At 63.7% G+C, this 24,763-nt stretch carries 25 protein-coding genes and 1 other RNA gene; 5 read left to right on the forward strand and 21 right to left on the reverse strand.

Going from position 1 to position 24,763, the window contains the following annotated elements:
- Nucleotides 1-20: 20 nt before the first annotated feature.
- The 16 genes from ftsA to rsmI all read right to left on the reverse strand — a co-directional run bounded on the left by ftsA (nt 21) and on the right by rsmI (nt 17,163).
- Nucleotides 21-1,277 carry a cell division protein FtsA gene (ftsA, locus tag RAC97_RS12890; protein ID WP_375101140.1) on the reverse strand — a complete coding sequence of 419 codons (1,257 nt, stop codon included), beginning with the start codon at nt 1,275-1,277 and terminating at the stop codon, nt 21-23.
- A 14-nt stretch (nt 1,278-1,291) separates the two neighbouring features.
- Entirely contained in the window at nt 1,292-2,164 is an 873-nt protein-coding gene (locus tag RAC97_RS12895) for a cell division protein FtsQ/DivIB (RefSeq protein ID WP_375101139.1), read from the reverse strand.
- A 5-nt stretch (nt 2,165-2,169) separates the two neighbouring features.
- Nucleotides 2,170-3,126, reverse strand: coding sequence for a D-alanine--D-alanine ligase (locus tag RAC97_RS12900; RefSeq protein ID WP_375101138.1), 957 nt, complete (start codon nt 3,124-3,126; stop codon nt 2,170-2,172).
- A complete protein-coding gene (gene murC, locus RAC97_RS12905) occupies nt 3,123-4,577 on the reverse strand; it encodes a UDP-N-acetylmuramate--L-alanine ligase (RefSeq protein ID WP_375101137.1) in 1,455 nt (484 codons plus the stop codon). The genes RAC97_RS12900 and murC overlap by 4 nt, the downstream gene beginning before the upstream one ends.
- Nucleotides 4,570-5,649 carry an undecaprenyldiphospho-muramoylpentapeptide beta-N-acetylglucosaminyltransferase gene (murG, locus tag RAC97_RS12910; RefSeq protein ID WP_375101136.1) on the reverse strand — a complete coding sequence of 360 codons (1,080 nt, stop codon included), beginning with the start codon at nt 5,647-5,649 and terminating at the stop codon, nt 4,570-4,572. The genes murC and murG overlap by 8 nt, the downstream gene beginning before the upstream one ends.
- A complete protein-coding gene (ftsW, locus tag RAC97_RS12915; RefSeq protein WP_375101135.1) occupies nt 5,639-6,853 on the reverse strand; it encodes a putative lipid II flippase FtsW in 1,215 nt (404 codons plus the stop codon). The genes murG and ftsW overlap by 11 nt, the downstream gene beginning before the upstream one ends.
- Nucleotides 6,850-8,196, reverse strand: coding sequence for a UDP-N-acetylmuramoyl-L-alanine--D-glutamate ligase (gene murD / locus RAC97_RS12920; RefSeq protein WP_375101134.1), 1,347 nt, complete (start codon nt 8,194-8,196; stop codon nt 6,850-6,852). The genes ftsW and murD overlap by 4 nt, the downstream gene beginning before the upstream one ends.
- A 6-nt stretch (nt 8,197-8,202) precedes the next feature.
- On the reverse strand, nt 8,203-9,285 hold the full coding sequence (gene mraY / locus RAC97_RS12925; RefSeq protein ID WP_375101133.1) for a phospho-N-acetylmuramoyl-pentapeptide-transferase: 1,083 nt from the start codon (nt 9,283-9,285) through the stop codon (nt 8,203-8,205).
- A complete protein-coding gene (gene murF / locus RAC97_RS12930; protein ID WP_375101132.1) occupies nt 9,285-10,652 on the reverse strand; it encodes a UDP-N-acetylmuramoyl-tripeptide--D-alanyl-D-alanine ligase in 1,368 nt (455 codons plus the stop codon). Before murF ends, mraY begins: the two co-directional genes overlap by 1 nt.
- Nucleotides 10,645-12,132, reverse strand: coding sequence for a UDP-N-acetylmuramoyl-L-alanyl-D-glutamate--2,6-diaminopimelate ligase (gene murE, locus RAC97_RS12935; protein ID WP_375101131.1), 1,488 nt, complete (start codon nt 12,130-12,132; stop codon nt 10,645-10,647). Before murE ends, murF begins: the two co-directional genes overlap by 8 nt.
- The gene (locus RAC97_RS12940; RefSeq protein WP_375101189.1) at nt 12,132-13,865 is read right to left on the reverse strand and encodes a peptidoglycan D,D-transpeptidase FtsI family protein; all 1,734 of its coding nucleotides are present in this window, start codon (nt 13,863-13,865) and stop codon (nt 12,132-12,134) included. Before RAC97_RS12940 ends, murE begins: the two co-directional genes overlap by 1 nt.
- Entirely contained in the window at nt 13,865-14,158 is a 294-nt protein-coding gene (gene ftsL / locus RAC97_RS12945) for a cell division protein FtsL (RefSeq protein WP_375101130.1), read from the reverse strand. The genes RAC97_RS12940 and ftsL overlap by 1 nt, the downstream gene beginning before the upstream one ends.
- Entirely contained in the window at nt 14,155-15,102 is a 948-nt protein-coding gene (rsmH, locus tag RAC97_RS12950; RefSeq protein WP_375101129.1) for a 16S rRNA (cytosine(1402)-N(4))-methyltransferase RsmH, read from the reverse strand. Before rsmH ends, ftsL begins: the two co-directional genes overlap by 4 nt.
- Entirely contained in the window at nt 15,099-15,554 is a 456-nt protein-coding gene (mraZ, locus tag RAC97_RS12955) for a division/cell wall cluster transcriptional repressor MraZ (RefSeq protein WP_375101128.1), read from the reverse strand. Before mraZ ends, rsmH begins: the two co-directional genes overlap by 4 nt.
- A 306-nt stretch (nt 15,555-15,860) precedes the next feature.
- Nucleotides 15,861-16,220: RNase P RNA component class A (gene rnpB / locus RAC97_RS12960), an RNA gene on the reverse strand.
- Nucleotides 16,221-16,287: 67 nt separating this feature from the next.
- Nucleotides 16,288-17,163, reverse strand: a complete 876-nt coding sequence (gene rsmI / locus RAC97_RS12965) for a 16S rRNA (cytidine(1402)-2'-O)-methyltransferase (protein WP_375101127.1) — start codon at nt 17,161-17,163, stop codon at nt 16,288-16,290.
- Nucleotides 17,164-17,350: 187 nt separating this feature from the next.
- Between rsmI and RAC97_RS12970 the strand changes: the two genes are divergently transcribed.
- The 5 genes from RAC97_RS12970 (at nt 17,351) to RAC97_RS12990 (ending at nt 21,050) form a co-directional block, all read left to right on the forward strand.
- Complete coding sequence (locus RAC97_RS12970; RefSeq protein ID WP_375101126.1) at nt 17,351-19,168, forward strand: penicillin-binding protein activator; 1,818 nt, start codon at nt 17,351-17,353, stop codon at nt 19,166-19,168.
- Nucleotides 19,168-19,539 (forward strand): YraN family protein, encoded by a 372-nt coding sequence (locus RAC97_RS12975; RefSeq protein ID WP_375101125.1) that lies wholly within the window; start codon nt 19,168-19,170, stop codon nt 19,537-19,539. The genes RAC97_RS12970 and RAC97_RS12975 overlap by 1 nt, the downstream gene beginning before the upstream one ends.
- 88 nt (nt 19,540-19,627) lie before the next feature.
- Nucleotides 19,628-20,221, forward strand: coding sequence for a phosphoheptose isomerase (locus RAC97_RS12980; protein WP_375101124.1), 594 nt, complete (start codon nt 19,628-19,630; stop codon nt 20,219-20,221).
- The gene (locus RAC97_RS12985) at nt 20,218-20,796 is read left to right on the forward strand and encodes a BON domain-containing protein (RefSeq protein ID WP_375101123.1); all 579 of its coding nucleotides are present in this window, start codon (nt 20,218-20,220) and stop codon (nt 20,794-20,796) included. The genes RAC97_RS12980 and RAC97_RS12985 overlap by 4 nt, the downstream gene beginning before the upstream one ends.
- Before the next feature lie 35 nt (nt 20,797-20,831).
- Nucleotides 20,832-21,050: a YgdI/YgdR family lipoprotein gene (locus RAC97_RS12990; RefSeq protein WP_375101122.1), complete on the forward strand. Its 219-nt coding sequence runs from the start codon at nt 20,832-20,834 to the stop codon at nt 21,048-21,050.
- Between the two features lie 51 nt (nt 21,051-21,101).
- Here the strand turns inward: RAC97_RS12990 and RAC97_RS12995 are convergent, their stop codons facing one another.
- From RAC97_RS12995 to petA, 5 genes are all read right to left on the reverse strand, one after another.
- Nucleotides 21,102-21,536 (reverse strand): ClpXP protease specificity-enhancing factor, encoded by a 435-nt coding sequence (locus tag RAC97_RS12995; RefSeq protein ID WP_375101121.1) that lies wholly within the window; start codon nt 21,534-21,536, stop codon nt 21,102-21,104.
- 10 nt (nt 21,537-21,546) lie between these two features.
- The gene (locus RAC97_RS13000) at nt 21,547-22,170 is read right to left on the reverse strand and encodes a glutathione S-transferase N-terminal domain-containing protein (RefSeq protein WP_375101120.1); all 624 of its coding nucleotides are present in this window, start codon (nt 22,168-22,170) and stop codon (nt 21,547-21,549) included.
- A gap of 120 nt (nt 22,171-22,290) precedes the next feature.
- On the reverse strand, nt 22,291-23,070 hold the full coding sequence (locus RAC97_RS13005; protein ID WP_375101119.1) for a cytochrome c1: 780 nt from the start codon (nt 23,068-23,070) through the stop codon (nt 22,291-22,293).
- On the reverse strand, nt 23,070-24,281 hold the full coding sequence (locus tag RAC97_RS13010) for a cytochrome bc complex cytochrome b subunit (RefSeq protein ID WP_375101118.1): 1,212 nt from the start codon (nt 24,279-24,281) through the stop codon (nt 23,070-23,072). Before RAC97_RS13010 ends, RAC97_RS13005 begins: the two co-directional genes overlap by 1 nt.
- On the reverse strand, nt 24,281-24,763 hold a 483-nt coding region (gene petA, locus RAC97_RS13015; RefSeq protein ID WP_379671492.1), incomplete at its 5' end, for a ubiquinol-cytochrome c reductase iron-sulfur subunit. The genes RAC97_RS13010 and petA, both read right to left, overlap by 1 nt.

Here is a 24,763-nt window from a genome sequence, read left to right on the forward strand (position 1 = left end):
TACCACTACTGCTTTGAAACTTAGAAGTTGCCTTGGACCCAGCGCTTGAAGCGCTCAAGCACTGGGGCCTTAGGTTCATCGCCATAGCTGTTGCTGCTGCTGTTGCCGGTCAGGGGCAAGTCCTCGGTCTGCTTTTGCAGGCCGTAGGTGAGCAAGCCCACGCCCGTTGAATAGATCGGGTTGCGCACCACGTCGCTCAGGCCCCGAACGCTGTGCGGCACGCCAAGGCGTACCGGCATGTGGAAGATTTCCTCGGCCAGCTCCACGGCGCCTTCCATCTTCGAGGTACCGCCGGTGAGGACGATGCCAGCGGGCACCAGGTCTTCGTAGCCGCTGCGACGCAGCTCGGCCTGAATCAGGGTGAAGAGCTCGTCGTAACGCGGCTCTACCACTTCGGCCAGGGCCTGGCGCGACAGTTCGCGCGGTGGACGGTCGCCCACGCTCGGCACCTTGATGGTCTCGCCGGCACCGGCCAGCTTGGCCAGGGCGCAGGCGTAGCGGATCTTGATTTCCTCGGCGTACTGGGTCGGGGTACGCAGCGCCATGGCGATGTCGTTGGTGACTTGGTCGCCGGCGATCGGAATCACTGCGGTGTGGCGGATGGCGCCTTCGGTGAAGATAGCGATGTCGGTGGTGCCGCCGCCGATGTCCACCAGGCACACGCCCAGCTCTTTCTCGTCGTCGGTCAGCACCGAGTAGGCCGAAGCCAGCTGCTCGAGGATGATGTCATCGATTTCCAGGCCACAGCGACGCACGCATTTCTCGATGTTCTGCGCCGCGTTCACCGCGCAGGTCACCACGTGCACCTTGGCCTCCAGACGTACGCCCGACATGCCCAGGGGCTCGCGTACGCCCTCCTGGTTATCGATCACGTAGTCCTGCGGCAGGGTGTGCAGCACGCGCTGGTCGGCCGGAATGGCCACGGCCTGGGCAGCATCGAGTACGCGCTCGAGGTCGGCAAGGCTGACCTCGCGGTCGCGGATCGCGACGATGCCGTGGGAGTTCAGGCTGCGGATATGGTTGCCGGCAACCCCGACGAACGCCGAGTGGATGCGGCAGCCGGCCATCAGCTGGGCTTCTTCCACCGCACGCTGGATCGACTGCACCGTCGACTCGATGTTCACCACCACGCCTTTCTTCAGCCCGCGGGACGGGTGGGTGCCGATACCGACGATCTCCAGGGTGCCGTCTTCGGCCACTTCGCCGACCAGCGCCACCACCTTGGAGGTGCCGATATCCAGCCCGACGATCATTTTTCCGCTATGCGCGTTTGCCATGGTCCTGCCTCTCTCTAATTCTTCGCAACGGCGGGTTGGGCCGTCGTCGGTGCATTCGGTTCCCGCCAGCCAACGGCCAACCCGTTGGCGTAACGCAGATCGATGCGGGCGATGTTGGTGATCTGCTCTTTGAGTGTCTTGTCGTATATGGCAATGAACCGGCGCATCTTCTCCACCAGATGATCGCGCCCCAGCAGCAGTTCGATGCCTGGGCCGGCGCTACCGGCGCCGGTGGTCAGGAACCAACTGCCACGCTCGCGCAGCTCCAGGCGAGCGATGGAAAAGCCCATGGGGCGCAGCATCTGGCTCAATACCTGATACTGCTGCATCACTTGTTGCTGAGCGCGCTGCGGCCCGAACAGCTGCGGCAGGTGCTCATAGTTGGCCAGCTCACGCGGGGTGAACGCCTGGCCCTGGTTGTTGAGCAGCGCTTCATCGCCCCAGCGGGCCACCGGCAGTTGCTCTTCGAGGCGAATCACCACCTCGTCGGGCCACACCCGACGCACTTCGGCATGGGCGATCCAGGGCATCTGCTCGAGCTCGGTACGCATCGCTGGCAAGTCGACGCTGAAGAAGCTCGCCGCCACGTACGGCGCAATACGCTGCTGCACCGCCTGCTGGCTGATGTAGCTGAGGTCGCCCTGCACGGCGATCTTGGTGATCGGCCGGTCGGCATAGGGCATCAGGCGCACCGCGCCTTCATACGCGCCGAAACCGGCAGCGACCAGCAGCACCGGCCAGAGCAGGCGCTTGAACACACTGAAGTTGGCCTTGGGCAGGCGCGCCGACATTGGCTCCTTGGCCACCAGTCGGCTGGCACCCCGCGGCACCGGCTTGCTACGGCCGGGCGTCACGGGGGGCTGCTGACGTAACATCGCGCCTTGCATGGCTATTAACCTCGCGTCTCGACACTGGCAGCCAGGATCGCCAGCACCAGTTGCTGGAAGTCCAGGCCCGCCGCTCGGGCCGCCATGGGCACCAGGCTATGGTCGGTCATGCCGGGTGCGGTGTTGACTTCGAGCAGCCAGAAACGCCCCTGCTCGTCCTGCATGACATCCAGACGCCCCCAGCCTTCGATGCCAACGGCATCGCAGGCACGCGCGGTCAGGTCGATCAGTTCCTGCTCCTTTTCGGCACTCAGCCCGCACGGAATGCGGTACTGGGTATCGTTGGCGATGTACTTGGCGTCGTAGTCGTAGAACACGTGCGGGGTGCCCAGCGCGATCGGCGGCAGCACCTGGCCACGCAGCACGGCGATGGTGAACTCCGGACCGTGGATCCACTGCTCGACCAGCACCTGCGAATCGTAGCGGGCAGCGTCTTTCCAGGCTGCGACCAGTTCTTCGGCGTTGTTCACCTTGGCCATGCCGATGCTCGAACCTTCATGGGCCGGTTTGACGATCAGCGGGAAGCCCAGTTCCTTGGCGGCCTCGACGCAATCGTGCTCGCTGGCCAGCACGGCGTGGTGCGGCGTGGGGATACCCAGGCTTTTCCACACCTGCTTGGTGCGCAGCTTGTCCATGGCCAGGGCCGAAGCGAGGATGCCGCTGCCGGTGTAGGGAATGCCCAGGCACTCGAGCAGGCCTTGCATGCTGCCGTCTTCGCCACCACGGCCGTGAAGAATGATGAAGGCGCGGTCGATGGTTTCGCGTTGCAGAATGTCCAGCAGGTCGTCACCCACATCGATCGGCAGCACGTCGACACCCGCCGAGGTCAGCGCTTCGATCACCGCCGCGCCGGATTTCAGCGACACCTCGCGCTCGGCGCTCTTGCCGCCATAGAGCACGGCGACACGACCGAAGGCTTTCGGGTCGAGGGTCGAGTGCAGCTTGTCGTAGGCGATAGTCACAGCGGTTTCTCCTGCTTGGCGACGGCGCCAGCGAACAACGGGCTTTTCATCAACTGCGGGGCCAGGCCACCGACATCGCCGGCACCCTGGCAAAGCAGGATGTCGCCGGCACGCAGCAGCGGCTTGACCAATGGCGCAAGCTCCGCGCCACGTTCGATGTAGATCGGGTCCAGCTTGCCGCGCTGGCGGATGCTGTGGCACAGCTGGCGGCTGTCGGCGCCGGGAATCGGCTCTTCGCCGGCCGGGTAGACTTCCATCAGCAGCAGTACGTTGGCATCGCCAAGCACCTGGACGAAATCGTCGTACAGGTCACGGGTACGGCTGTAGCGGTGCGGCTGGTAGACGATGACCAGGCGACGGCTCGGCCAACCACCACGCACGGCCTTGATGACCGCCGCGACTTCGGTTGGGTGGTGGCCATAGTCGTCCACCAGCATCACGCTGCCGCCCTCTACCGGCAGCTCGCCATATACCTGGAAGCGTCGACCCACGCCCTGGAAGCCGGACAGGCCCTGGACGATAGCTTCGTCGGTGATGCCCTCGTCGGTGGCAATGGCGATAGTGGCCAGGGCGTTGAGCACGTTGTGGTTGCCCGGCATGTTCACCGACACCTCAAGCGGCTCGCAGTCGCGGCGCAGCACGGTGAAGTGGGTCTGCATGCCTTGCTGGCGCACATTGATGGCGCGGATGTCAGCCTCTTCGCTGAAACCGTAGGTGACGGTCTGGCGCTGGACCTGCGGCAGGATCTCGCGCACCACCGGGTCGTCCAGGCACATCACCGCCAGGCCGTAGAACGGCAGGTTGTGCAAGAACTCGACGAAGGTTTTCTTCAGTTTGTTGAAGTCGCCCTCGTAGGTCGCCATGTGGTCGGCGTCGATGTTGGTGACCACGGCGACCATCGGCTGAAGGTGCAGGAAGCTGGCATCGCTCTCGTCGGCTTCGGCGATCAGGTAGCGGCTGGTGCCGAGCTGGGCATTGGTGCCGGCGGCAGTCAGGCGGCCACCGATGACGAAGGTCGGGTCCAGGCCACCGGCGGCGAACACCGACGCCAGCAGGCTGGTGGTGGTGGTCTTGCCATGGGTACCGGCCACGGCGATGCCATGGCGGTAGCGCATCAGCTCAGCCAGCATTTCGGCACGCGGTACCACCGGGATGCGGCGCTCCAGGGCGGTGGCGACTTCCGGGTTGGCCGGGTTGATGGCACTGGACACCACCAGCACGTCGGCGTTGGCGGCGTTCTCGGCACGATGGCCGATGAAGATCTCGGCACCGAAGGATTCGAGGCGCTGGGTGACCGGCGAAGCCTTGAGGTCGGAACCGGACACTTCATAGCCCAGGTTCAGCAGCACTTCGGCGATGCCGCACATGCCCACGCCGCCGATACCGACGAAGTGGATGCGACGAATACGGCCCATCTTTGGGTGAGGCATGGCTTTCTGGCTTTCAACCATGGGCCACCTCCAGGCAGATATCGACCACGGTGCTGGTTGCAGCAGGCTTGGCCAGGCGGCGTGCGGTGCCGGCCATGGTGTTGAGTTTCTCGGGTTGCATCAGCACCTCGTTCAGGCGTTCAGCGAGTTGCGCTGCGCCAGTTGTCGCTTGTGGCATCAGGAAGGCGGCACCTTCGCGAGCCAGATATTGGGCGTTGTGGGTCTGGTGGTCGTCGATGGCATGGGGCAAGGGCACCAGCATCGAGGGCAGGCCCGCCGCCGCGAGTTCGCTGACGGTCAGGGCGCCGGCCCGGCACACCACCATGTCGGCCCAGCCATAGGCGTGGGCCATGTCTTTGATGAAGGGCTCTACCTGAGCCTCGATCCCGGCCTCGCGATAACGCTCGGCGGTGATCGGCGCATGCTGCTTGCCGGCCTGGTGGAAAACTTCCGGTCGCAGGTCGGCAGGCACCTCGGACAGGGCCTTAGGCAGCAATTTGTTCAATGGTTCCGCACCCAGGCTACCGCCGAGCACCAAAAGCCGTGCACGGCGCTCGGCCAGGGGCGCGCGCGCAGCCTCCAGGAACAGCTCCGGGCGCACCGGGTTGCCGGTGGTACGCCGCTTGTCGCTGGTCGCGAAGGTGTCGGGGAAAGCTTCGCAGACTCGCGCCGCCAGCGGCACCAGCAGGCGATTGGCGGTACCTGCGCGGGCGTTCTGCTCATGGATCACCAGCGGTACGCCGCACAGGCGCGCGGCAACGCCGCCGGGGCCGGTGACATAGCCGCCGAAGCCCAGTACGCATACCGGCTTGAGTTGGCGAATGATGCGCCGCGCCTGTAGCACGGCCTTGACCAAGGTGAACGGCGCCTTGAGCAGCGACAGCTTGCCCTTGCCGCGCAGCCCGGTGACCTGGATCAGGTGCAGTGGCAGCCCGGCCTGAGGCACCAGTTCGTTCTCGATGCCACGCGGGGTGCCAAGCCAGTGCACGCTGTAGCCACGGGCCTGGAACTCGCGGGCGCAGGCCAGGGCCGGGAACACGTGGCCCCCGGTGCCGCCTGCCATGATCAGGATGTTCTTGCCGTCAGCGGCCATGATGGGGCTCCTCGGCAAAATCACTCTCGTTGAATTCGTGTTCCTCGCTGCCCAGGTGCGTGCGGCTCTCCCATTCGATTCTGAGCAACAGCCCCACACAGGCACAGCAGATCACCAGAGAACTGCCGCCGTAGCTGAGGAATGGCAGGGTCAGGCCCTTGGTCGGCAGCAGGCCGACGTTCACCCCGATATTGATGAGGAACTGGCCGATCCACAGGAAGGCCAGGCCAAAGGCCATGTAGGCCGCGAAGAATTGCTTGGCCTTCTCGGCCCAAAGGCCGATGTACAGCGCTCGAATGGTGACGAACATGAACAGCGCCACGGTGCACAACGAACCGATCACGCCCAGCTCCTCGGCCAGCACCGAGAACACGAAGTCGGTGTGCGCTTCAGGCAGGTAGAACTGCTTCTGCACACTGTTGCCCAGGCCCACGCCCAGCCATTCGCCACGACCGAAGGCGATCAGCGCCTGGGTCAGTTGGTAGCCGGAACCGAACTGGTCCGACCAAGGGTCGGTGAAGGTGATCAGTCGCGCCATCCGGTAGGGTTGCGCCTGCACCAGCACGAACACCGCGACCACCGCCAGCGCCACCATCAGGCTGAAGCGGAACAGGCCGACGCCACCCAGGAACAGCATGGCGGCTGCGGCCCCCATCATGACCACGGTAGCGCCGAAGTCCGGCTCCATCAGCAACAGACCGGCCATTGGCAGCAGCACGATGAAGGGCTTGAAGAAGCCCATCCAGCTCTCGCGCACTTCGGTCTGGCGACGTACCAGGTAGCCGGCCAGGTAGATCACCACGAACACCTTGGCGATTTCCGAGGGCTGGACGTTGAAGAAGCTGAAGCCGATCCAACGCATCGAACCGTTCACTTCGCGGCCGATACCCGGCACCAGCACCAGTACCAACAGGGCAAATGCGCCGATCAGCAGCATGAAGCCCATGCGCTGCCAGGTGGCGATCGGCACCATCATGGTGACGATGCAAGCCCCCAGGCCCAGCGCCACGTAGATCAGGTGGCGAGTCATGTGGTACAGCGGGTTGCCGGACTGCACGGCGGCCACTTCCGAAGAGGCCGAGGTGATCATCACCAGGCCCAGGCCAAGCAGCGCGAGGCAGCCGACGAGCAGCGGGAAGTCGAGGTCGATGCCACGGCCACTGATCAGCGGCGACGGGTATGGCTTGATGATGTCGAAGATCATGCCAACCCTCCCGCTGCCTGGGCGAACAGGCGCCCGCGCTCTTCGAAGCTCTTGAACATGTCGAGGCTGGCGCAGGCAGGCGACAGCAGCACGGCGTCCCCGGGCTGGGCAAGTTCCGCGCAACGTTGCACGGCCTCTTCGAGGGTCTTGACCCGCACCAGCGCCGCGGCATTGCCAAGGGTCTCGGCCAGGCGTTCGGCATCACGCCCCAGTAGCACCACTGCGCGGCAGTGTTCGGCCACCGGCTGGCGCAAGGCCGCGAAATCGGCGCCCTTGCCATCGCCGCCGGCGATCAGCACCAGCTTGCCGTCGATATCGGCACCCAGGCCTTCGATGGCAGCCAAGGCTGCACCGACATTGGTGGCCTTGGAATCGTCATACCAGTTGACGCCATTTCGCTCGCGGACCCACTGGCAGCGATGGGCAAGGCCTGCGAATTCACGCAGGGCCTCGAGCATCGGCTCGAACGGCAGGCCAACGGCGTGGCCCAGGGCCAGCGCAGCCAGGGCGTTGCTGTAGTTATGGGCGCCACGAATCTTCAGTTCGCGCACCGGCATGAGGGCCTGGAACTCGTACGCCAGGTACTTCTCGCCATCCACTTCACGCAGGCCAAAGGCCTTGAAATCAGGGCTGTTGAGGCCGAAGGTCCAGCACGGACGGCCTTCTACCGGCAAGGGTCGGCTCAACGCGTCCTGGCGGTTCACCACCACCTGGCGTGCACCACGGAAGATGCGGTGCTTGGCCAGGTGATAGGCCGGCAGGCCGCTGTAGCGGTCCATGTGGTCTTCGCTGATGTTCAGCACGGTGGCCACTTCAGCATTGAGCTGGTCGGTGGTCTCGAGCTGGAAACTCGACAGTTCCATCACGTACAGCTCGACCGCATCATCCAGCAGGTCCAGTGCAGGCGTGCCGAGGTTGCCGCCCACGGCCACGCGCTTGCCGGCCTTGGCGGCCATCTCGCCCACCAGGGTGGTCACGGTGCTCTTGGCATTGGAGCCGCTGATGGCCACGATCGGTGCCTTGGCATAGCGGGCGAACAGGTCGATGTCGCCGGACAGCTTCACGCCACGCGCGGCCGCCTGCTGCAAGGCCGGGGTGGCCAGTGCCAGGCCAGGGCTGACATACAGCTCGTTGGCGCGGCACAGGAACTCTGGGTCGAGTTCGCCACAACGCACTTCCACCTGCGGGTATTCACGGCGCAGGGTTTCCAGTTCCGGCGGCTGCTCGCGGGTGTCGGCGACCGCAAAGGCAATGCCCCGGCTCGCCAGGAAGCGAACCAGGGACATGCCGCTCTTGCCGAGGCCGACAACGATGCGGAATTGGTCGGAAGCGATCAGTGACACGCTCGTTTACCTCAGCTTCAGGGTGGCAAGGCCGATCAGCACGAGAATCACGGTGATGATCCAGAAACGGACGATCACACGCGGCTCGGGCCAGCCCTTGAGTTCAAAGTGGTGATGAATCGGTGCCATGCGGAACACGCGCTTGCCGGTGAGCTTGAACGACGCCACCTGGATCACCACCGACAGGGTTTCCACCACGAAGATGCCGCCCATGATGAACAGCACGATTTCCTGGCGGACGATGACCGCGATGGTGCCCAGCGCCGCCCCCAGGGCCAGCGCACCGACATCGCCCATGAATACCTGGGCCGGGTAGGTGTTGAACCACAGGAAGCCAAGGCCGGCGCCGATCAGTGCACCGCAGAACACGATCAGCTCGCCCGAGCCCGGAACGTAGGGAATCAACAGGTATTCGGCGAATTTCACGTTACCCGACAGGTAGCAGAAGATGCCCAGGGCACCGCCGACCATCACCGTCGGCATGATCGCCAGGCCGTCGAGGCCATCGGTGAGGTTTACCGCGTTGCTGGAGCCGACGATGACGAAGTAGGTGAGCACGATGAAGCCTGCGCCCAGCGGAATGGTGAAGTCCTTGAGGAATGGCACGATCAGCGTGGTTTCGACGCTGGTTGGCGCCGTCATGTAAAGGAAGACCGCGGCGCCCAGGCCGAACACCGACTGCCAGAAATACTTCCAGCGGCTCGGCAGGCCACGGGAGTTCTTCTCGATGACCTTGCGGTAGTCGTCCACCCACCCGATCGCACCGAACAGCAGGGTAACGATCAGCACCACCCACACGTAGCGGTTGGACAGGTCGGCCCATAGCAAGGTGCTGATACCGATGGCAGAGAGGATCAGCGCGCCACCCATGGTCGGCGTGCCGGACTTGGACAGGTGCGATTGCGGGCCGTCGTTACGCACGGCCTGGCCGATCTGGCGGATCTGCAGGGTACGGATCATCCACGGGCCCAGCCACAAGGCCAGGGACAACGCGGTCAGCACTCCCAGGATCCCGCGCAGGGACAGGTACTGGAAGACCGCGAAGCCCTTGTAGAACTGTTGCAGGTACTCAGCCAACAGCAGCAGCATTAATGTTTCTCCCCGCTGGCGCCGCACAGCGCGACCACGACGTTTTCCATCGCAGCACTGCGCGAGCCCTTGATCAAGATAGTGGTGTCGCCGGTGCTTTCGACGCGAACAGCATCGATAAGCTCGGCTTGAGTTGCGAAATGCTGGCCATTGGCACCGAACGCCTTGACCGCATGTGCCATGTTGGTGCCTGTCGCATACAGGGCGTCTACCTTGCCCCGCGCGTACTCGCCCACCTGGCGATGGCCTTCCTCGGCCCATTGGCCGAGTTCGCCGATATCCCCGAGCACCAGGAGGGTGCGCCCGGAAAAGCCGGCGAGTATATCAATGGCTGCGCACATCGAGGTGGGATTTGCGTTGTAGGTATCGTCGATCACCCGCACGCCGTTCGGCGCCAGTTGCGCCACTGCCCGGCCCTTGACCGGCTGCACCGCGCCGAGGCCTGCAGCAATGCCCGGCAGGCTCACACCCAGGGCATGGGCGGCGGCGGCAGCGGCCAGGGCGTTGGCAACGTTATGAGTACCCAGCAGGTTCAGTTGAACCGGCACGCTGCCATTGGGCCCGTGCAGGGTGAAAGATGGGCAACCCCGGGCGTCGCGGCCGATATCGCTGGCATGGAAGTCGGCCTGGGCGTTGGCCAGGGCGAAGCTCAGCACTTCGTGCGCGCCTGCGCGCTTGCGCCAGATGGCGAAGGCCTTGTCGTCCAGGTTGAGCACGGCGACACCGCCCTCACCCAGGCCTTCGAGGATTTCCCCCTTGGCCTCGACGATCTTTTCCGGGCCGCCGAACTCGCCCACGTGGGCAGTGCCGGCATTGTTCAAAATGACCACCTGCGGCTTGGTCAGGCCGACGGTGTAGCGAATTTCGCCGATGCGCGAGGCCCCGAGCTCGATCACCGCTGCACTGTGCTCGGAGGAAATCTCCAGCAGCGTCAGGGGCGCACCGAGGTCGTTGTTCAGGTTGCCGCGCGTGGCCAGGACCGGGCCACGGGTACGCAGGATGCTGGCGAGCAGCTCCTTGACCGTGGTCTTGCCGCTGGAACCGGTAATGGCCGCGACCGGCTTGTCGTACGCGGCACGGTTGAGCGCGCCGAGCTGACCCAGGGCCAGGCGGCTATCGGCGACGACCAGCTGCGGCAGGTCGACACCGTCGACTTCGCGCTCGACCAAGGCCGCAACCGCCCCTTTGGCCTTTACGTCCGCCAGGTAGTCGTGCCCATCAAAACGCGGCCCGGCCAAGGCAACGAACAACTGCCCGGCCCCCACGCTGCGGCTGTCGATGCTGACACCGCTGAACGAGGCGTCGGCCCCGACATGGCGTGCACCCAGTGCCGTGGTCAGCTGGCTGAGTGTCATGGGCTTAAGCATGTGGAGCCTCCCAGGCTGATAGCGCCTTTTCGGCTTCGGTCAAATCGGAGAAATCATGGCGTTGGCCGTTGATCTCCTGGTAATCCTCGTGCCCCTTGCCTGCCAGCACGATGACGTCATCGGCAGCGGCACTGGCGATAAGTTGGGCAATGGCCTCGCCACGACCGGCGACAAAGGCCACCTCGGCAGGTTTGGCGAAACCAGGCCGAATGTCGTCGAAGATGCACTGCGGATCTTCGGTACGCGGGTTGTCGTCGGTGACCAGCACGCGATCGGCCAGGCGCTCGGCCACTTCGGCCATCAGTGGGCGCTTGCCGCGATCACGGTCGCCGCCACAACCGAACAGGCACAACAGTTTGCCGTGGGCGTGCGGGCGCAGGGCTTCGAGCACTTTTTCCAGCGCGTCCGGGGTGTGGGCGTAGTCGACCACCACCAGCGGCTTGTCGCCGCCACCCAGGCGCTGCATGCGGCCAGCCGGGCCTTGCAGTTGCGGGGTTACTTCAAGGATTTCATCCAGCGCATAGTCAAGCGCCAGCAGCGTGGCCACCGCCGCGAGCACATTGCTCAAATTGAAGCGACCGAGCAGCTGGCTGCGCAAGGTTCGCTCGCCCTGGGCGGTCACCAGCGTGGCGCGTACGCCATCGTCGGAGAACTGCGCCTCACGACAGAAAAGAGAAGCACCAGGGTTCTCGAGGCTGTAGCTGAGCAGCCGGGTTTCCACATGCTCGGTGGCCGGGCGACGGGCAAAGTCGGCGGCCAGGCGACGACCGAAATCGTCATCCAGGTTGACCACCTGGCAACGCAGGCTCGGCCAGGCGAACAACTTGGCCTTGGCAGCCTCGTAGGCCTCCATGCTGCCGTGGTAGTCGAGGTGATCGCGCGACAGGTTGGTCATCACCGCGATGTCGAACTCAAGGGCCGCAACACGACCTTGCTCCAAGGCGTGGGAGGAAACCTCCATGGCCACGGCCTTGGCGCCCGCTTTCTTCAGATCGTAGAGGGTCGACTGCACTGCGATCGGGTCGGGCGTAGTCAAGCGCCCGCTCTGCAGGTCGCCATGAAAACCAGTCCCCAGGGTGCCGATCAGGCCACAACGCTGGCCCAGCAGGTCGAGCGCCTGGGCCACCAGCTGGGTGACGCTGGTCTTGCCGTTGGTGCCGGTGACGCCCACCAGGTTCAACTGACGACTCGGCTCGCCATAGAAGCGCCCGGCGATCTGCGACAGCTGGCCGATCAGCCCGCGCACCGGAATCAGCGGCACGTCGGTGAGCGGCAGCACGCTGGCGCCCTGCTCTTCATAGGCCACGGCGGCTGCACCACGGGCGAGCGCGTCGGCGATGTGATCGCGGCCATCGACCTTGGCGCCCGGCACGGCGAGGAACAGGTCGCCCTGGCGCACCTGGCGGCTGTCGAGGGTCAGCTCGCGAATCAGCGGATCGCGGCTGGCCTGGGCGAAAAGCTTGCTCAATGGCATTGTCATCAACCACGCCCTCCTTTGGCGGGCGCCGCATTGACGGCTTGCTGTTCGGTCGGGGCCGGCAGGTTGTCAGGCGGCACGTTCATCAGGCGCAGGGTGCCGGACATGACCTTGCTGAATACCGGGGCCGAAACCAGGCCGCCGAAGTAACCGCCCTTGCCCGGCTCGTCGATGACCACGACGACCGCGTAGCGCGGGTCGCTCATCGGGCCGAAGCCGGCGAACAGCGAGCGGTAGGCGTTCTCGGTGTAGCCCTTGGAGCCGACCGTGGCCTTGCGCGCAGTACCCGACTTGCCGGCCACGTGATAGAACGGCACCTGGGCACGGAACACGCCGCGCGGCGCCTCGATCACCTGTTGCAGCATTTCCTGGATGGTTTCTGCGGTTTCCTTCGGCACCACCTGGGTGGCTTCCGGGGCCTTGTCGAGCTTGAGGATCGACAGCGGCACCATCTTGCCGTCGTTGGCCAGCGCCGCGTAGGCATGCACCAGTTGCAACGCGGTCACCGAGACGCCGTAGCCATAAGACAGCGTGGCGGTCTCGGCCTTGCGCCATTCGCGGTGGTTTGGCAGGTTGCCCACACGCTCGCCCGGGAAGCCCAGGCCGGTGTATTGCCCCAGGCCCAGCTGCGACATGACGCGGTAGATGGCCTCCCCGCCGATATCGAAGGCGATCTTGCTCATGCCCACGTTACTGGAGTTGATCAGGATGCCGGTCAGGTCGAGGACCGGACCTTCGCTCTTGGACACGTCCTTGATGGTGTAGCGGCCAATCTGCAGGCTGCCGGGATACACCTCGACCTTGTCGGTAGGCTTCCAGCGCCCGCTTTGCAGGGCAGCGCTCATCGATAGCGGCTTGACCGTGGAGCCCGGCTCGAACACATCGATGATCGCCCGGTTACGCATGGCGGCCGGGAACATGCTGCGGCGGTTGTTCGGGTTGTAGGTGGGCTGGTTGACCATGGCCAGCACTTCGCCGGTCTTGACGTCCATGATCACCAGGCTGCCAGCCTTGGCGTCCTGCTCGGCGATAGCGTTGCGCAGTTCGCGGGTGGCCAGGTACTGCAGGCGCAGGTCGATGGACAACGCCAAGGCCTTGCCGGCCTTGGCGTTCTTGGTGACCTGGATGTCCTTGATCAGCCGACCACGCCGGTCCTTGATGACCTGACGCTTGCCGGGCACCCCGGCGAGCCATTCGTCATAGGCCAGTTCGACACCTTCGCGGCCATGGTCGTCCAGGTCGGTGAAACCGACCATGTGTGCGGTCACGTCGCCTGCCGGGTAGAAGCGGCGGAATTCCTCGAGCCCGTAGACGCCTGGCACCTTGAGGTCGAGCACTTGCTGGCCCTGCTCCGGCGTGAGGCCACGGACCAGGTAGATGAATTCCTTGCTGGCCTGCTGGGTCAGACGCTCGCTCAGTTGCTGCGCGTCCTGCCCGAGCACTGCGGCCAGCTGCGGCCAGCGGTCCTTGTAGGCCTGCATTTCCTTGGGGTTGGCCCACAGGGTGGTGACCGGCGTACTCACGGCCAGGGGTTCGCCGTTGCGGTCGGTGATCAGGCCACGGTGCGCAGGAATGGGGATGTGTCGCAGGCTGCGGGCATCGCCCTGGCCCTTGAGGAAGTCGCGGTCTACCACCTGCAGGTCGATGATGCGCCAGCAAATGGCGCCGACCATCAGGACCAGCAGGCCAATCACCAGCCGGAAGCGCCAGGGGTAGAGAGCGCCTTCGAGCTTCATCATGGCGCCACCATCCGCACTTCATCGGCATTCGGCACGCGCATTTGCAACTGGCCAGTGGCCAGGTTCTCGATGCGGCTGTGGGCGGTCCAGGTGCTCTGCTCGAGGATCAGGCGACCCCACTCGGCCTGCGCCTTGTCACGCTCGTTGAGCTCTCCATAAAGGGTATTGAGCAACTGACGGTTCCAATGGGCGCTGTAGGACACGGCAATCGCCGAGCCCAGGACACCCACGAACAGCAGGAGCATCAGGAAGCTCCCGCCTGGAAGAGGCTTGGCGAACAAGCGGCTCACCGCAACTTCTCCGCCACCCGCATGACGGCGCTGCGCGCCCGCGGGTTGGCTTTGAGCTCTTCTTCAGAGGCGAATTGCGCTTTGCCGACAAGGCGGATCTTCGGCTCGAAGACCTTGTGCTGGACGGGCAGGTTGCGTGGCAGATTGTTTGCCTCGCCCTTGGCCAGCTTGCGCATGAACAACTTGACGATGCGGTCTTCGAGGGAATGGAAGCTGATGACCACCAGGCGCCCCCCGACCTCGAGCGCATCCAAAGCAGCCTCCAGGCCAGCCTCAAGGTCGCCAAGCTCGTTGTTCACATGGATACGCAGGCCCTGGAAGGCACGGGTGGCTGGGTTCTTGCCCTTTTCCCAGGCTGGATTGGCCACCTTGAGCACCTCGGCCAGGTCGCCAGTGCGGGTGAATGGCTGCTGCTCACGGCGCTGCACCACGGCACGGGCCATGCGCTTGGCGAAACGCTCTTCGCCGTACTCCTTGAAGACCCGGGCGATTTCCTCTTCCGGGGCGCTGGCGATGAACTCGGCAGCGCTCACACCCTTGGCGGGGTTCATGCGCATATCCAGCGGGCCGTCGTTGAGAAAGCTGAAGCCACGCTCCGGGTCGTCGAGCTGCGGCGAGGAAACGCCGAGGTCCAGCAACACGCCAGCGACCTTGCCATGCAGCTCGCGCGCGCGAGCTTCGTCGCCCATTTCGGCAAAGCTGCGCTGCACAATGACAAAGCGGCCGTCTTCGGCCGCCAGCGCTTGCCCGGTGGCAATCGCCTGTGGATCCTTGTCGAACCCCAGCAACCGCCCTTGCGGCCCGAGCTTGCTGAGGATCAGCCGGCTGTGACCGCCACGCCCGAAGGTACCGTCCAGATAGCAACCGTCGGCGCGCAGGGCCAATGCCTCGACAGCTTCGTCGAGCAGCACGGTGATGTGGTTGAAGCCGCTATCTATCGTCACAGGATCAGGTCACGCAGTTCATCGGGCATGGCGCCCGGTTGTTGAATAGCTGCAAGGTCGGCTGCCGAAACCACGTTCCAGGCATCTTCATCCCACAGCTGAAATTTGTTCAGTTGCCCCACCAGCATCGCTTTCTTGTCGAGCTTGGCGTATTCGCGCAAACGGGGCGGAACCAGGAAGCGCCCGCTGCCATCGAGCTCCAGGTCTACCGCGTTGCCGATCAACAGGCGCTGCAGGCGGCGGTTCTCTTCACGCAAGGACGGCAGCGCACGCAACTTGGCTTCTATCTGTTCCCACTCATCGAGCGGGTAGACACACAAGCAGGGGTCGACAGCGTCGATGGTCACGATCAGCTGGCCGTTGCTACGCGAATCGAGCTCGTCGCGGTACCGACTCGGCATGGCGAGTCTGCCCTTGGCATCGAGGCTGACGGCGTTGGCTCCGCGGAACACGGCTGCGACTCCCACATTTTTCGGTTTTTTGTGTCAGAAAACCCACTTCATCCCACTTTCTGCCACTTGCGCACACTATAGGAATCCGCCCGCCACACCGTCAAGGCACGTTCATAAGGAAAACCCTTACAGGACCGAGATTTAGCGCAACAAAAGAAGGCGGAAGGATTACCCAAGAAGGAAAAACGAGGGAAAAGTCAAACGCACTCAAGCGGATAGTGATCACACTTAAAGTGACTTATTAAGAGTAAGAATTTTTTGATCTTACAAATTGCGATCTGCTATCGAAAAGCAGGGAGGGGAAAGGTGGAGAGTCGATCTGTAAGCCGGGTTCTGTCGAGGACAGTCATTCCTCTACGACGGCCATCACTGGACGCCTTTAGCAACCTACCCGGTTCCGACGCGGGCCACGCCGTATGGAACCCTATTTGGTCTTGCTCCGAGTGGGGTTTACCTAGCCACGAACTGTTGCCAGTCGTGCGGTGCGCTCTTACCGCACCTTTTCACCCTTACCGGCACCGAGGTGCTTAGGCGGTTGTTTTCTGTGGCACTTTCCGTAGGCTCACGCCTCCCAGGCATTACCTGGCACTCTGCCCTATGGAGCCCGGACTTTCCTCCCCCTTCCTTTGCGGAACAAAAGAAGGCAGCGACTGTCCAATCGACTCTCCGCCGCCAAGGTTAACGGCACAGGCGCCCAAGAACAAGCACGAACTCACTGGATGCCCCTGGGTCATCACTGATTCTGCTGTTTATCCAGGGCCGCCTGGTACAACAGGTTCTTGCGCACACCGGTAATCTGCGCAGCCAACGCCGCCGCCCGCTTGAGCGGCAACTCGGCCAGCAGCAGGTCGAGCACACGCTGCGCCTCGGCACTGATCGCCTGCTCATCCTGCGGTGCACTCCAACCTGACACCAATACCACGCATTCGCCACGCTGCTGGTTGGCATCGGCCGCGACGAATGCGCGCAACTCGGCCAGCGGCAAGCCCTTCAGGGTCTCGAAGGTCTTGGTCAGTTCCCGCGCCAGCAGCGCAGGCCGCTCCCCGCCGAACACCGCCTCCATGTCTTCCAGGCATTCGAGGATACGGTGTGGCGCCTCATAGAAGATCAGGGTCCGCGGTTCTTCGCGAACCTGCTCCAGACGCGCCTTGCGCCCGGCGCTCTTGGCCGGCAGGAAGCCCTCGAAGATGAAACGGTCCGAGGGCAGCCCAGCAGCGGACAACGCAGCGATCAGGGCGCACGCACCCGGCACCGGGACTACCTTGACTCCCGCAGCGCGTGCCTGGCGCACCAGGTGGTAGCCGGGGTCGGAGATCAATGGCGTGCCCGCGTCGGACACCAGCGCCACATCATCACCCGCCAGCAACCGGGTAATGAAACGTCCACCCTCGTCACGCTCATTGTGCTCGTGGCACGCGGCCAACGGCGTGTCGATGCCGAAATGTTGCAGCAGGCGCACCGAGTGCCGGGTGTCCTCGGCGGCGATCAAGGCCACATCGGCCAGTACCTTGAGCGCACGAGCGCTCATGTCATCGAGATTGCCGATGGGCGTGGCGACGACATAGAGCGTCCCCACAGCGGATTTCGAAGCCCCTGCAACATCTGTCACTGCACACACCTGCCTTGCCGATCAAAGGCGTCATTGTAGCCCGAGCGCCCGCAACAAGGCGCAAACAACTTCACCAGCCACACCCGGACAGCGACCTATAGTGAAGGTTGCGCGTCAGCAAGATCGCGCCCCAGCCAGCGCTTGGGTACAATTGCCGACCAACTTGATCGAGTAACAGGACCCTTACATGATCGCTTGCCTGCGGCTGCTCACAGCCTTCTGTCTCGCTGCCCTGCTGGCAGCCTGCGCCAGCTCGCCCTCATCCAGCCTGGGCGAACTGCCACGCACCCCGGACGCCAGCATCGAGCAACTGCTCGACAAGGCGGCTTCCAGCAAGTCCGCCGAAGACGCCGCGCTGCTGCGCCTGAGCGCCGCCGATATGGCCTTCCAGCAGAAGGACTACCCACGCTCGGCACGCATCCTCGAGCAGGTACCATTGGAATCGCTCAAGCCGGCCCAGCAGGTATTCGCCAGCACTCTGGCCGCCGAACTGGCCATGAGCCGCAACCAGCCCAAGGCAGCCTTGAGCGTCCTGTCTCACCCAAGCCTGCAACGGCTTGGCGAACTGCCGGCAGAACAGCAGGTGCGCACCTACAGCGTGCACGCCGCAGCCCTGGAGGCAGACGGCCAGGCCCTGGCTGCCGCCCAGCAGCGCGTGCTGCTGGCACCACTGCTCAGCGAGCAGGCCGCCACTGCCAACAACGATGCGATCTGGTCGCTGGTCGCCTCGCTGCCAGCCGAGCAACTGCGCCAGCCTGGCAACGACCAGACCCTGGCCGGCTGGACCAGCCTGGCCCTGGCCGTGAAAAGCGCCGGCACCCTCGAACAGCAACAGGCTGCCATCGACACCTGGCGCAACCAGAACCCCGAGCACCCGGCAGCCAAGCAACTGCCGCAAGCCCTGGTGAAACTCAAGGACCTGGCTAGCCAGCCGTTGACCAAGATCGCCCTGCTGCTGCCCCAGGAGGGCCCCCTGGCCGGTGTCGCCCGCGCCCTGCGCGACGGTTTCATGGCTGCCCACTTCCAGGCCCAGCAGTCTGGTCAGCAAGCGCCCGCCGTGCAGGTGTTCGACAGCTCGCGCCTGACCTCGCTGGATGACTTCTACCGCCAGGCCCAGGCCAACGGCGTACAGCTGGTGATCGGCCCGCTGGAAAAAACCCTGGTGAAGAAGCTTGCCGATTATCCGCAACTGCCCATCACCACGCTCGCTCTGAACTACGCCGAAGCCGGCCAGACCGCGCCGCCGCAATTGTTCCAGTTCGGCCTCGCCGCCGAGGACGAAGCGCGCGAGGTTTCCCGCCGCGCCCGTGCCGACGGCCTGGTCCGTGCCGTGGCCCTGGTGCCGAGCGGCGAATGGGGTGACCGCGTGCTGGCTGCGTTCCGTCAGGACTGGGAAGCCAATGGCGGCACCCTGCTGGCAGCCGAACGTATCGCCCAGCCAGTCGCCCTGGCCCAACAGATCGCCGACCTGTTCCAGTTGCGCCAAAGCGAAGGCCGCGCCAAGAGCCTGCAAAGCACCGTGGGCGGCAATATCGATGCACAGCCCTCGCGCCGCCAGGACATCGACTTCATCTTCCTCGCCGCCACCCCGCAGCAGGCCCAGCAGATCAAGCCAACCCTGAACTTCCAGTACGCCGGCGACGTACCGGTTTACGCCACCTCCAACCTGTACAGCGCCAGCGGTGACGTGAACCAGTACAACGACATGAACGGCATCCGCTTCTGCGAAACCCCGTGGCTGCTGGACAACACCAACAGCCTGCGCCAGCAGGTGGTGCAACAGTGGCCGCAAGCTGCCGGCAGCCTGGGCCGCCTGTACGCCATGGGTGTCGATGCCTACAGCCTCGCGCCGCGCCTGGGCCAGCTCAAGGCGCTGCCCGACAACCGTATCGAAGGCCTGTCCGGCAGCCTGACCATGAGCCCCAGCCAGCGCGTAGAACGCCAGCTTCCCTGGGCGGAGTTCTCGGGCGGCCAGGTCAAGCGCCTGCCGGACACCCCGCGCTGATGCTCCAAGCTTCGCCCTGCACGGCCGGCCAGGCGGCAGAAGACCAAGCCCTCGAACACCTTCGAGGGCAAGGCCTGCAACTGCTGGCGCGTAATTGGCGATGCAAGGGCGGCGAGCTTGATCTGGTCATGCTCGACGCCGATACAGTAGTATTCGTCGAAGTCCGCTACCGGCTGCACGCGGACTTCGGTGGCGCCCTCGGCAGTGTCGATGGGCGCAAGCAGAAACGCCTGGTGCTTGCCGCCAGCCTGTTCCTGCAGAAGGAATCCCGCTGGGCCGATCACCCCTGCCGCTTCGACGTTGTCGCCCTACAAGGCCACCAACACGCAGGCCGACCGCTTCAATGGCTAAAAAACGCCTTCGAATGCTGAACCCATTTCGTTTTCATTGCTCTATGTTTCGCGGGCTGGCCCCTGTCGCGCGTCGCGCAGGCCTCCGCCGCACTTAAGGTCACACCTGATGGACATGCAATCCCGAATTCGCCGGCTATTCCAGGCCAGCATCGACACCAAGCAGCAAGCGATGGATACCCTGGCACCGCACATTGAGCAGGCCAGCCTGGTCATGGTCGGCGCCCTGCTCAACGAGGGCAAGATGCTCGCCTGCGGCAACGGCGGCTCGGCCGGCGATGCCCAGCACTTTTCTTCGGAACTGCTCAACCGCTTCGAGCGCGAGCGCCCGAGCCTGCCGGCCATTGCACTGACCACCGACAGTTCGACCCTCACCTCGATCGCCAACGACTACAGCTACAACGAAGTGTTCTCCAAGCAGATCCGCGCCCTGGGCCAGCCCGGCGACGTACTGCTGGCGATCTCTACCAGCGGCAACTCGGCCAACGTGATCCAGGCGATCCAGGCGGCACATGATCGCGAAATGATTGTCGTAGCATTGACCGGGCGCGATGGCGGCGGCATGGCCTCGCTGTTGCTGCCCGAGGACGTGGAAATCCGCGTTCCCTCGACGGTCACTGCGCGTATCCAGGAAGTCCACCTGCTGGCGATCCATTGCCTGTGCGATCTGATCGACAGCCAACTGTTCGGGAGTGAAGAATGATCCCCAAGCGTTTTGGCCTGATGGCCCTGACCCTGTGCCTGACCCTCTCGGGTTGCAGCTCGGTACTGACCTCGACCCGTGACAACCCGATCGAAGACGATCGCGGCACCCGCACCATCGGCAGCAAGATAGACGACTCGCTGATCGAGACCAAGGTGGCGGTCAACGTGGCCAAGGCCAACCCCGACCTGGACAGCGGCTCGCACATTGTCGTCAGCAGTTACAACGGCATCGTGCTGCTCGCCGGGCAAACCCCGCGCGCCGACCTCAAGAGCCTCGCCGAGCAGACCGCCGGCCAGGTACAGCGGGTCAAGAAAGTACACAACGAGCTGCAGGTGATGCAGCCCTCTTCCATCCTGGCGCGCAACAACGACGCCTGGCTGACCACCAAGATCAAGGCTCAGATGCTGGGTGACGCCAATGTACCCGGCTCGCGCATCAAAGTGATTACCGAAAACGGCATCGTCTACCTTCTCGGCCTGGTCACCCAACGCGAGGCCAATGCGGCCACCGCCGTGGTGCAGAGCGTCTCTGGCGTGCAGAAGATCGTCAAGCTGTTCGAATACATCGACTGATACCCGCAACAACTTCACAGCGTTAGGAAGCCCCCATGAAGAAGCACTTGCTGTCTGCCCTCGCCATCGCCGCCTTCGCCACCCTGGCAGGCTGCTCCACCCCGAGCGTGATTACCCTGAACGACGGCCGCGAGCTACAGACCACCGACACTCCGGAGTTCGACCGCGCATCGGGCTTCTACGAGTTCGAGCAGCTCGACGGCAAGCCAACCCGTGTCAACAAAGACCAGGTTCGCACGATCAAAGAGCTGTAACCCTCGGCCGGCGGCCACGAAAAAGGCGATCCGCAAGGATCGCCTTTTTTGTTACTTCACAACTTTGAGGCTCGGCCTGCCCGAGGGGCGTGGCGGCTGGCCTCCGCCTTCAGGCGGGCCATCTTCATCCGGTTCCCCACGCTCATCTTCCAGCTCCTGCGCTTCTTCCATCAGCGGCGGCTCCAGCTCGAAGACCATGCCCTGGCCGTTTTCCCGTGCATAGATCCCCAGGATGGCACCTGCCGGCACATACAGCGAATGCGCCACGCCACCGAAGCGCCCTTCGAAACTGACCGCTTCGTTGTCCATGTGCAGGCTACGCACGGCACTAGGGGAAATATTCAGGACGATCTGGCCATCGCTGGCAAAGCCCTGGGGCACCTGGACCGCAGGGTACTCGGCATTGACCAGCATGTGGGGGGTGCAATCGTTGTCGACGATCCACTCGTACAGCGCTCTGAGCAAATAGGGGCGACTGGATTTCATCACCGACTCCTTAAACCTTGTTCATTTCACGTTCCGCAGCAGACAGGCTCGCCTGGAAAGGCTCGCGAGCGAACTGTCGCTCCATGTAATCCAGCAGCGGCTTGGCCTGCCGTGGCAATTCGATACCCATCACCGGCAATCGCCACAAGATGGGTAATAGACAACAGTCCACCAGACTTTGCTCCTCACTCATGAAGCACGCGAACTCCCTGAACAGCGGGGAGACGCCGGTCAGGCTTTCACGCAGTGCCTTGCGAGCGTCGTCACGCGCCGCCGCGGAACTGCGCACGTCCAGCAGCGTGTCGGCCAGCGCACACCAATCGCGCTGGATGCGGTGTATCAGCAGGCGGCTATTGCCACGCGCCACCGGGTACACCGGCATCAGCGGTGGGTGGGGATAGCGCTCCTCGAGGTACTCCATCACCACGGTCGATTCGTACAACGCCAAGTCTCGGTCGACCAGGGTTGGCACACTGCCGTAGGGGTTCACTTCGATCAGCTTGGGTGGCAGGCGATCGGCGGCAACGTCGATGATCTGCACACTGACGCCCTTCTCGGCGAGAACAAGGCGTACCCGATGAGAATAATGGTCAGCGGGGTCGGAATAGCAGGCTAACCTGTTGGTCGCGCCCATGAAGCTCCTCCTCGCATGGGAATGCTTGTAATACTGCAAATGCAAACGCGCCCTGGGGGCTCCTTCGCCATCGCGAAGGAGCCCCCAGGGCGCGTTCAACTACCAGAAACTACTGCGTGATCAGTGCACGTCCTTCCAGTATTCGCGCTTGAGCAAGTAGGCGAACACGAAGAAGAAAGCCAGGTACAGCAACACGTAGGTACCGATGCGCTGGCTTTCCAGTTTGACCGGGTTGGCCGAATAGGCCAGGAAGGTCACTAGGTTCTTGACCTTCTCGTCGAACTGCTCAGGCGTCAGGGTACCGGATTTCGGCTCGATGGTCAGCTGGTCACAGGCTTCATGGGTCAACGGGCTACCGGTCAGCGGGTCGTACTGCTTCTTGCCATCGACCACGGTCTGCACCTGTTTGCAACCGATGACCTGGTTGCCTTGCAGCCCAACCAGCACATTGGGCATGCCGACGTTCGGGAACACCTTGTTGTTCACCCCGTAAGGGCGCGACTTGTCCTCATAGAAGCTGCGCAGGTAACTGTACAGCCAGTCGTTGCCACGCACCCGGGCGACCAGCGTCAGGTCCGGCGGCGCGGCGCCGAACCAGGTTTTGGCGTCGTCGGCCTGCATGCCGATCTTCATGTGGTCGCCGATCTTGGCGCCGGTGAATACCAGTTTCTCGAGCATCAGCTCGTGGGGAATACCCAGGTCGTCGGCCACACGCTCGTAACGCTGGAACTTGGCGCTGTGGCACCCCATGCAATAGTTGGCGAAGGTACGCGCACCGTCCTGCATGGCGGCCTTGTCGGTGAGGTCGATATCGACCTTGTCCAGTGCTACGCCCTGCCCCGCGGCGAAGGCCAAGCTGGGCATGATTGCCAGGCAAAATACTGCAATAAGCTTTTTCATCAGCCAGTCACCCTTTCCGGAACCGGTTTGGTCTTCTCCATCCTTGTGTAGAACGGCATCAGGAGGAAGTAGGCGAAATACAGCACGGTGCAGACCTGCGACAGCAGGGTCCGCCCCGGCGTAGGCGCGAGCACGCCAAGTACGCCCAGGATGACGAAGGACACACAGAACACCAGCAGGGAGATCTTGCTCAGCCAACCCTTGTAGCGCATCGAGCGTACCGGGCTGCGGTCGAGCCAGGGCAGCACGAACAGCACGGCGATCGCCGCCCCCATGGCGATGACCCCTAGCAGCTTGTCGGGTACCGCGCGCAAGATCGCGTAGAACGGCGTGAAGTACCACACCGGCGCGATGTGCTCGGGCGTCTTGAAGGCGTTGGCCTGTTCGAAGTTTGGTTTTTCCAGGAAGTAGCCGCCCATTTCGGGGAAGAAGAACACCACGGCACAGAACACGAAGAGAAACACCACCACGCCGACAATATCCTTGACGGTGTAGTACGGGTGGAAGGGAATGCCGTCCAGCGGGATGCCGTTCTCGTCCTTTTTCTTCTTGATGTCCACGCCATCCGGGTTGTTCGAGCCCACTTCGTGCAGGGCCAGGATATGCAGCACCACCAGGCCCAGAATCACGATGGGCAAGGCGATCACATGCAGGGCGAAGAAGCGGTTCAGGGTGATGCCGGAGATCAGGTAGTCACCGCGGATCCACTGGGTCAAGTCGTCGCCGATCACCGGAATGGCGCCGAACAGCGAAATGATCACCTGGGCACCCCAGTAGGACATCTGGCCCCAAGGCAGCAGGTAGCCCATGAAGGCCTCGGCCATCAGCGCCAGATAGATCAGCATGCCGAACAGCCACACCAGCTCGCGCGGCTTCTGGTACGAGCCGTAGAGCAGCCCACGGAACATGTGCAGGTAGACCACCACGAAGAACGCCGAGGCTCCGGTGGAGTGCAGGTAGCGCAGAATCCAGCCGTACTCCACGTCGCGCATGATGTACTCGACCGAGGCGAACGCCTCTTCGGCCGAAGGCGTGAAGCTCATGGTCAGCCACACACCGGTGACGATCTGGTTGACCAGCACCAGCAACGCCAGTGAGCCGAAGAAGTACAGGAAGTTGAAGTTCTTGGGCGCGTAATACTTGCTCAGGTGGTCTTCCCACATCTTGGTGGCGGGGAAGCGAGCGTCAATCCAGTCCATGAACTTGCTCATCATGCGTTCTCCTGGTCGACGCCGATGACGATGATCTCGTCCGACTCGTAAGAGTGCGGCGGCACGGGCAGGTTGAGAGGTGCCGGCTGGGCCTTGTAGACGCGGCCAGCGAGGTCGTAGTGGGAGCCGTGGCAAGGGCAGAAATAACCACCTACCCACTTCGGCCCAAGGTCAGCTGGTGCGACTTCCGGGCGGAAGGTCGGCGAGCAGCCCAGGTGGGTGCAGAGCCCGACCAGGATAAGGATTTCCGGCTTGATGGAACGAACCTGCGGGTCGACGTAGGTAGGCTGTACCGATGCCTTGGACTCAGGATCAGACAGGTCGCCCGCGATTTTCTTGAGGTTGTCGAGGATCTCCTGCGTTCGTCGCACGATGAACACTGGTTGGCCGCGCCATTCGGCCACCATCTGCTGGCCCGGCTCGACCTTGGCGATATTGACCTTCACCGGTGCCCCTGCGGCTTTCGCCTTGGCACTGGGGAA

Source organism: Pseudomonas sp. LS_2 (assembly GCF_042709235.1).
Taxonomy (GTDB): Bacteria; Pseudomonadota; Gammaproteobacteria; order Pseudomonadales; family Pseudomonadaceae; genus Aquipseudomonas.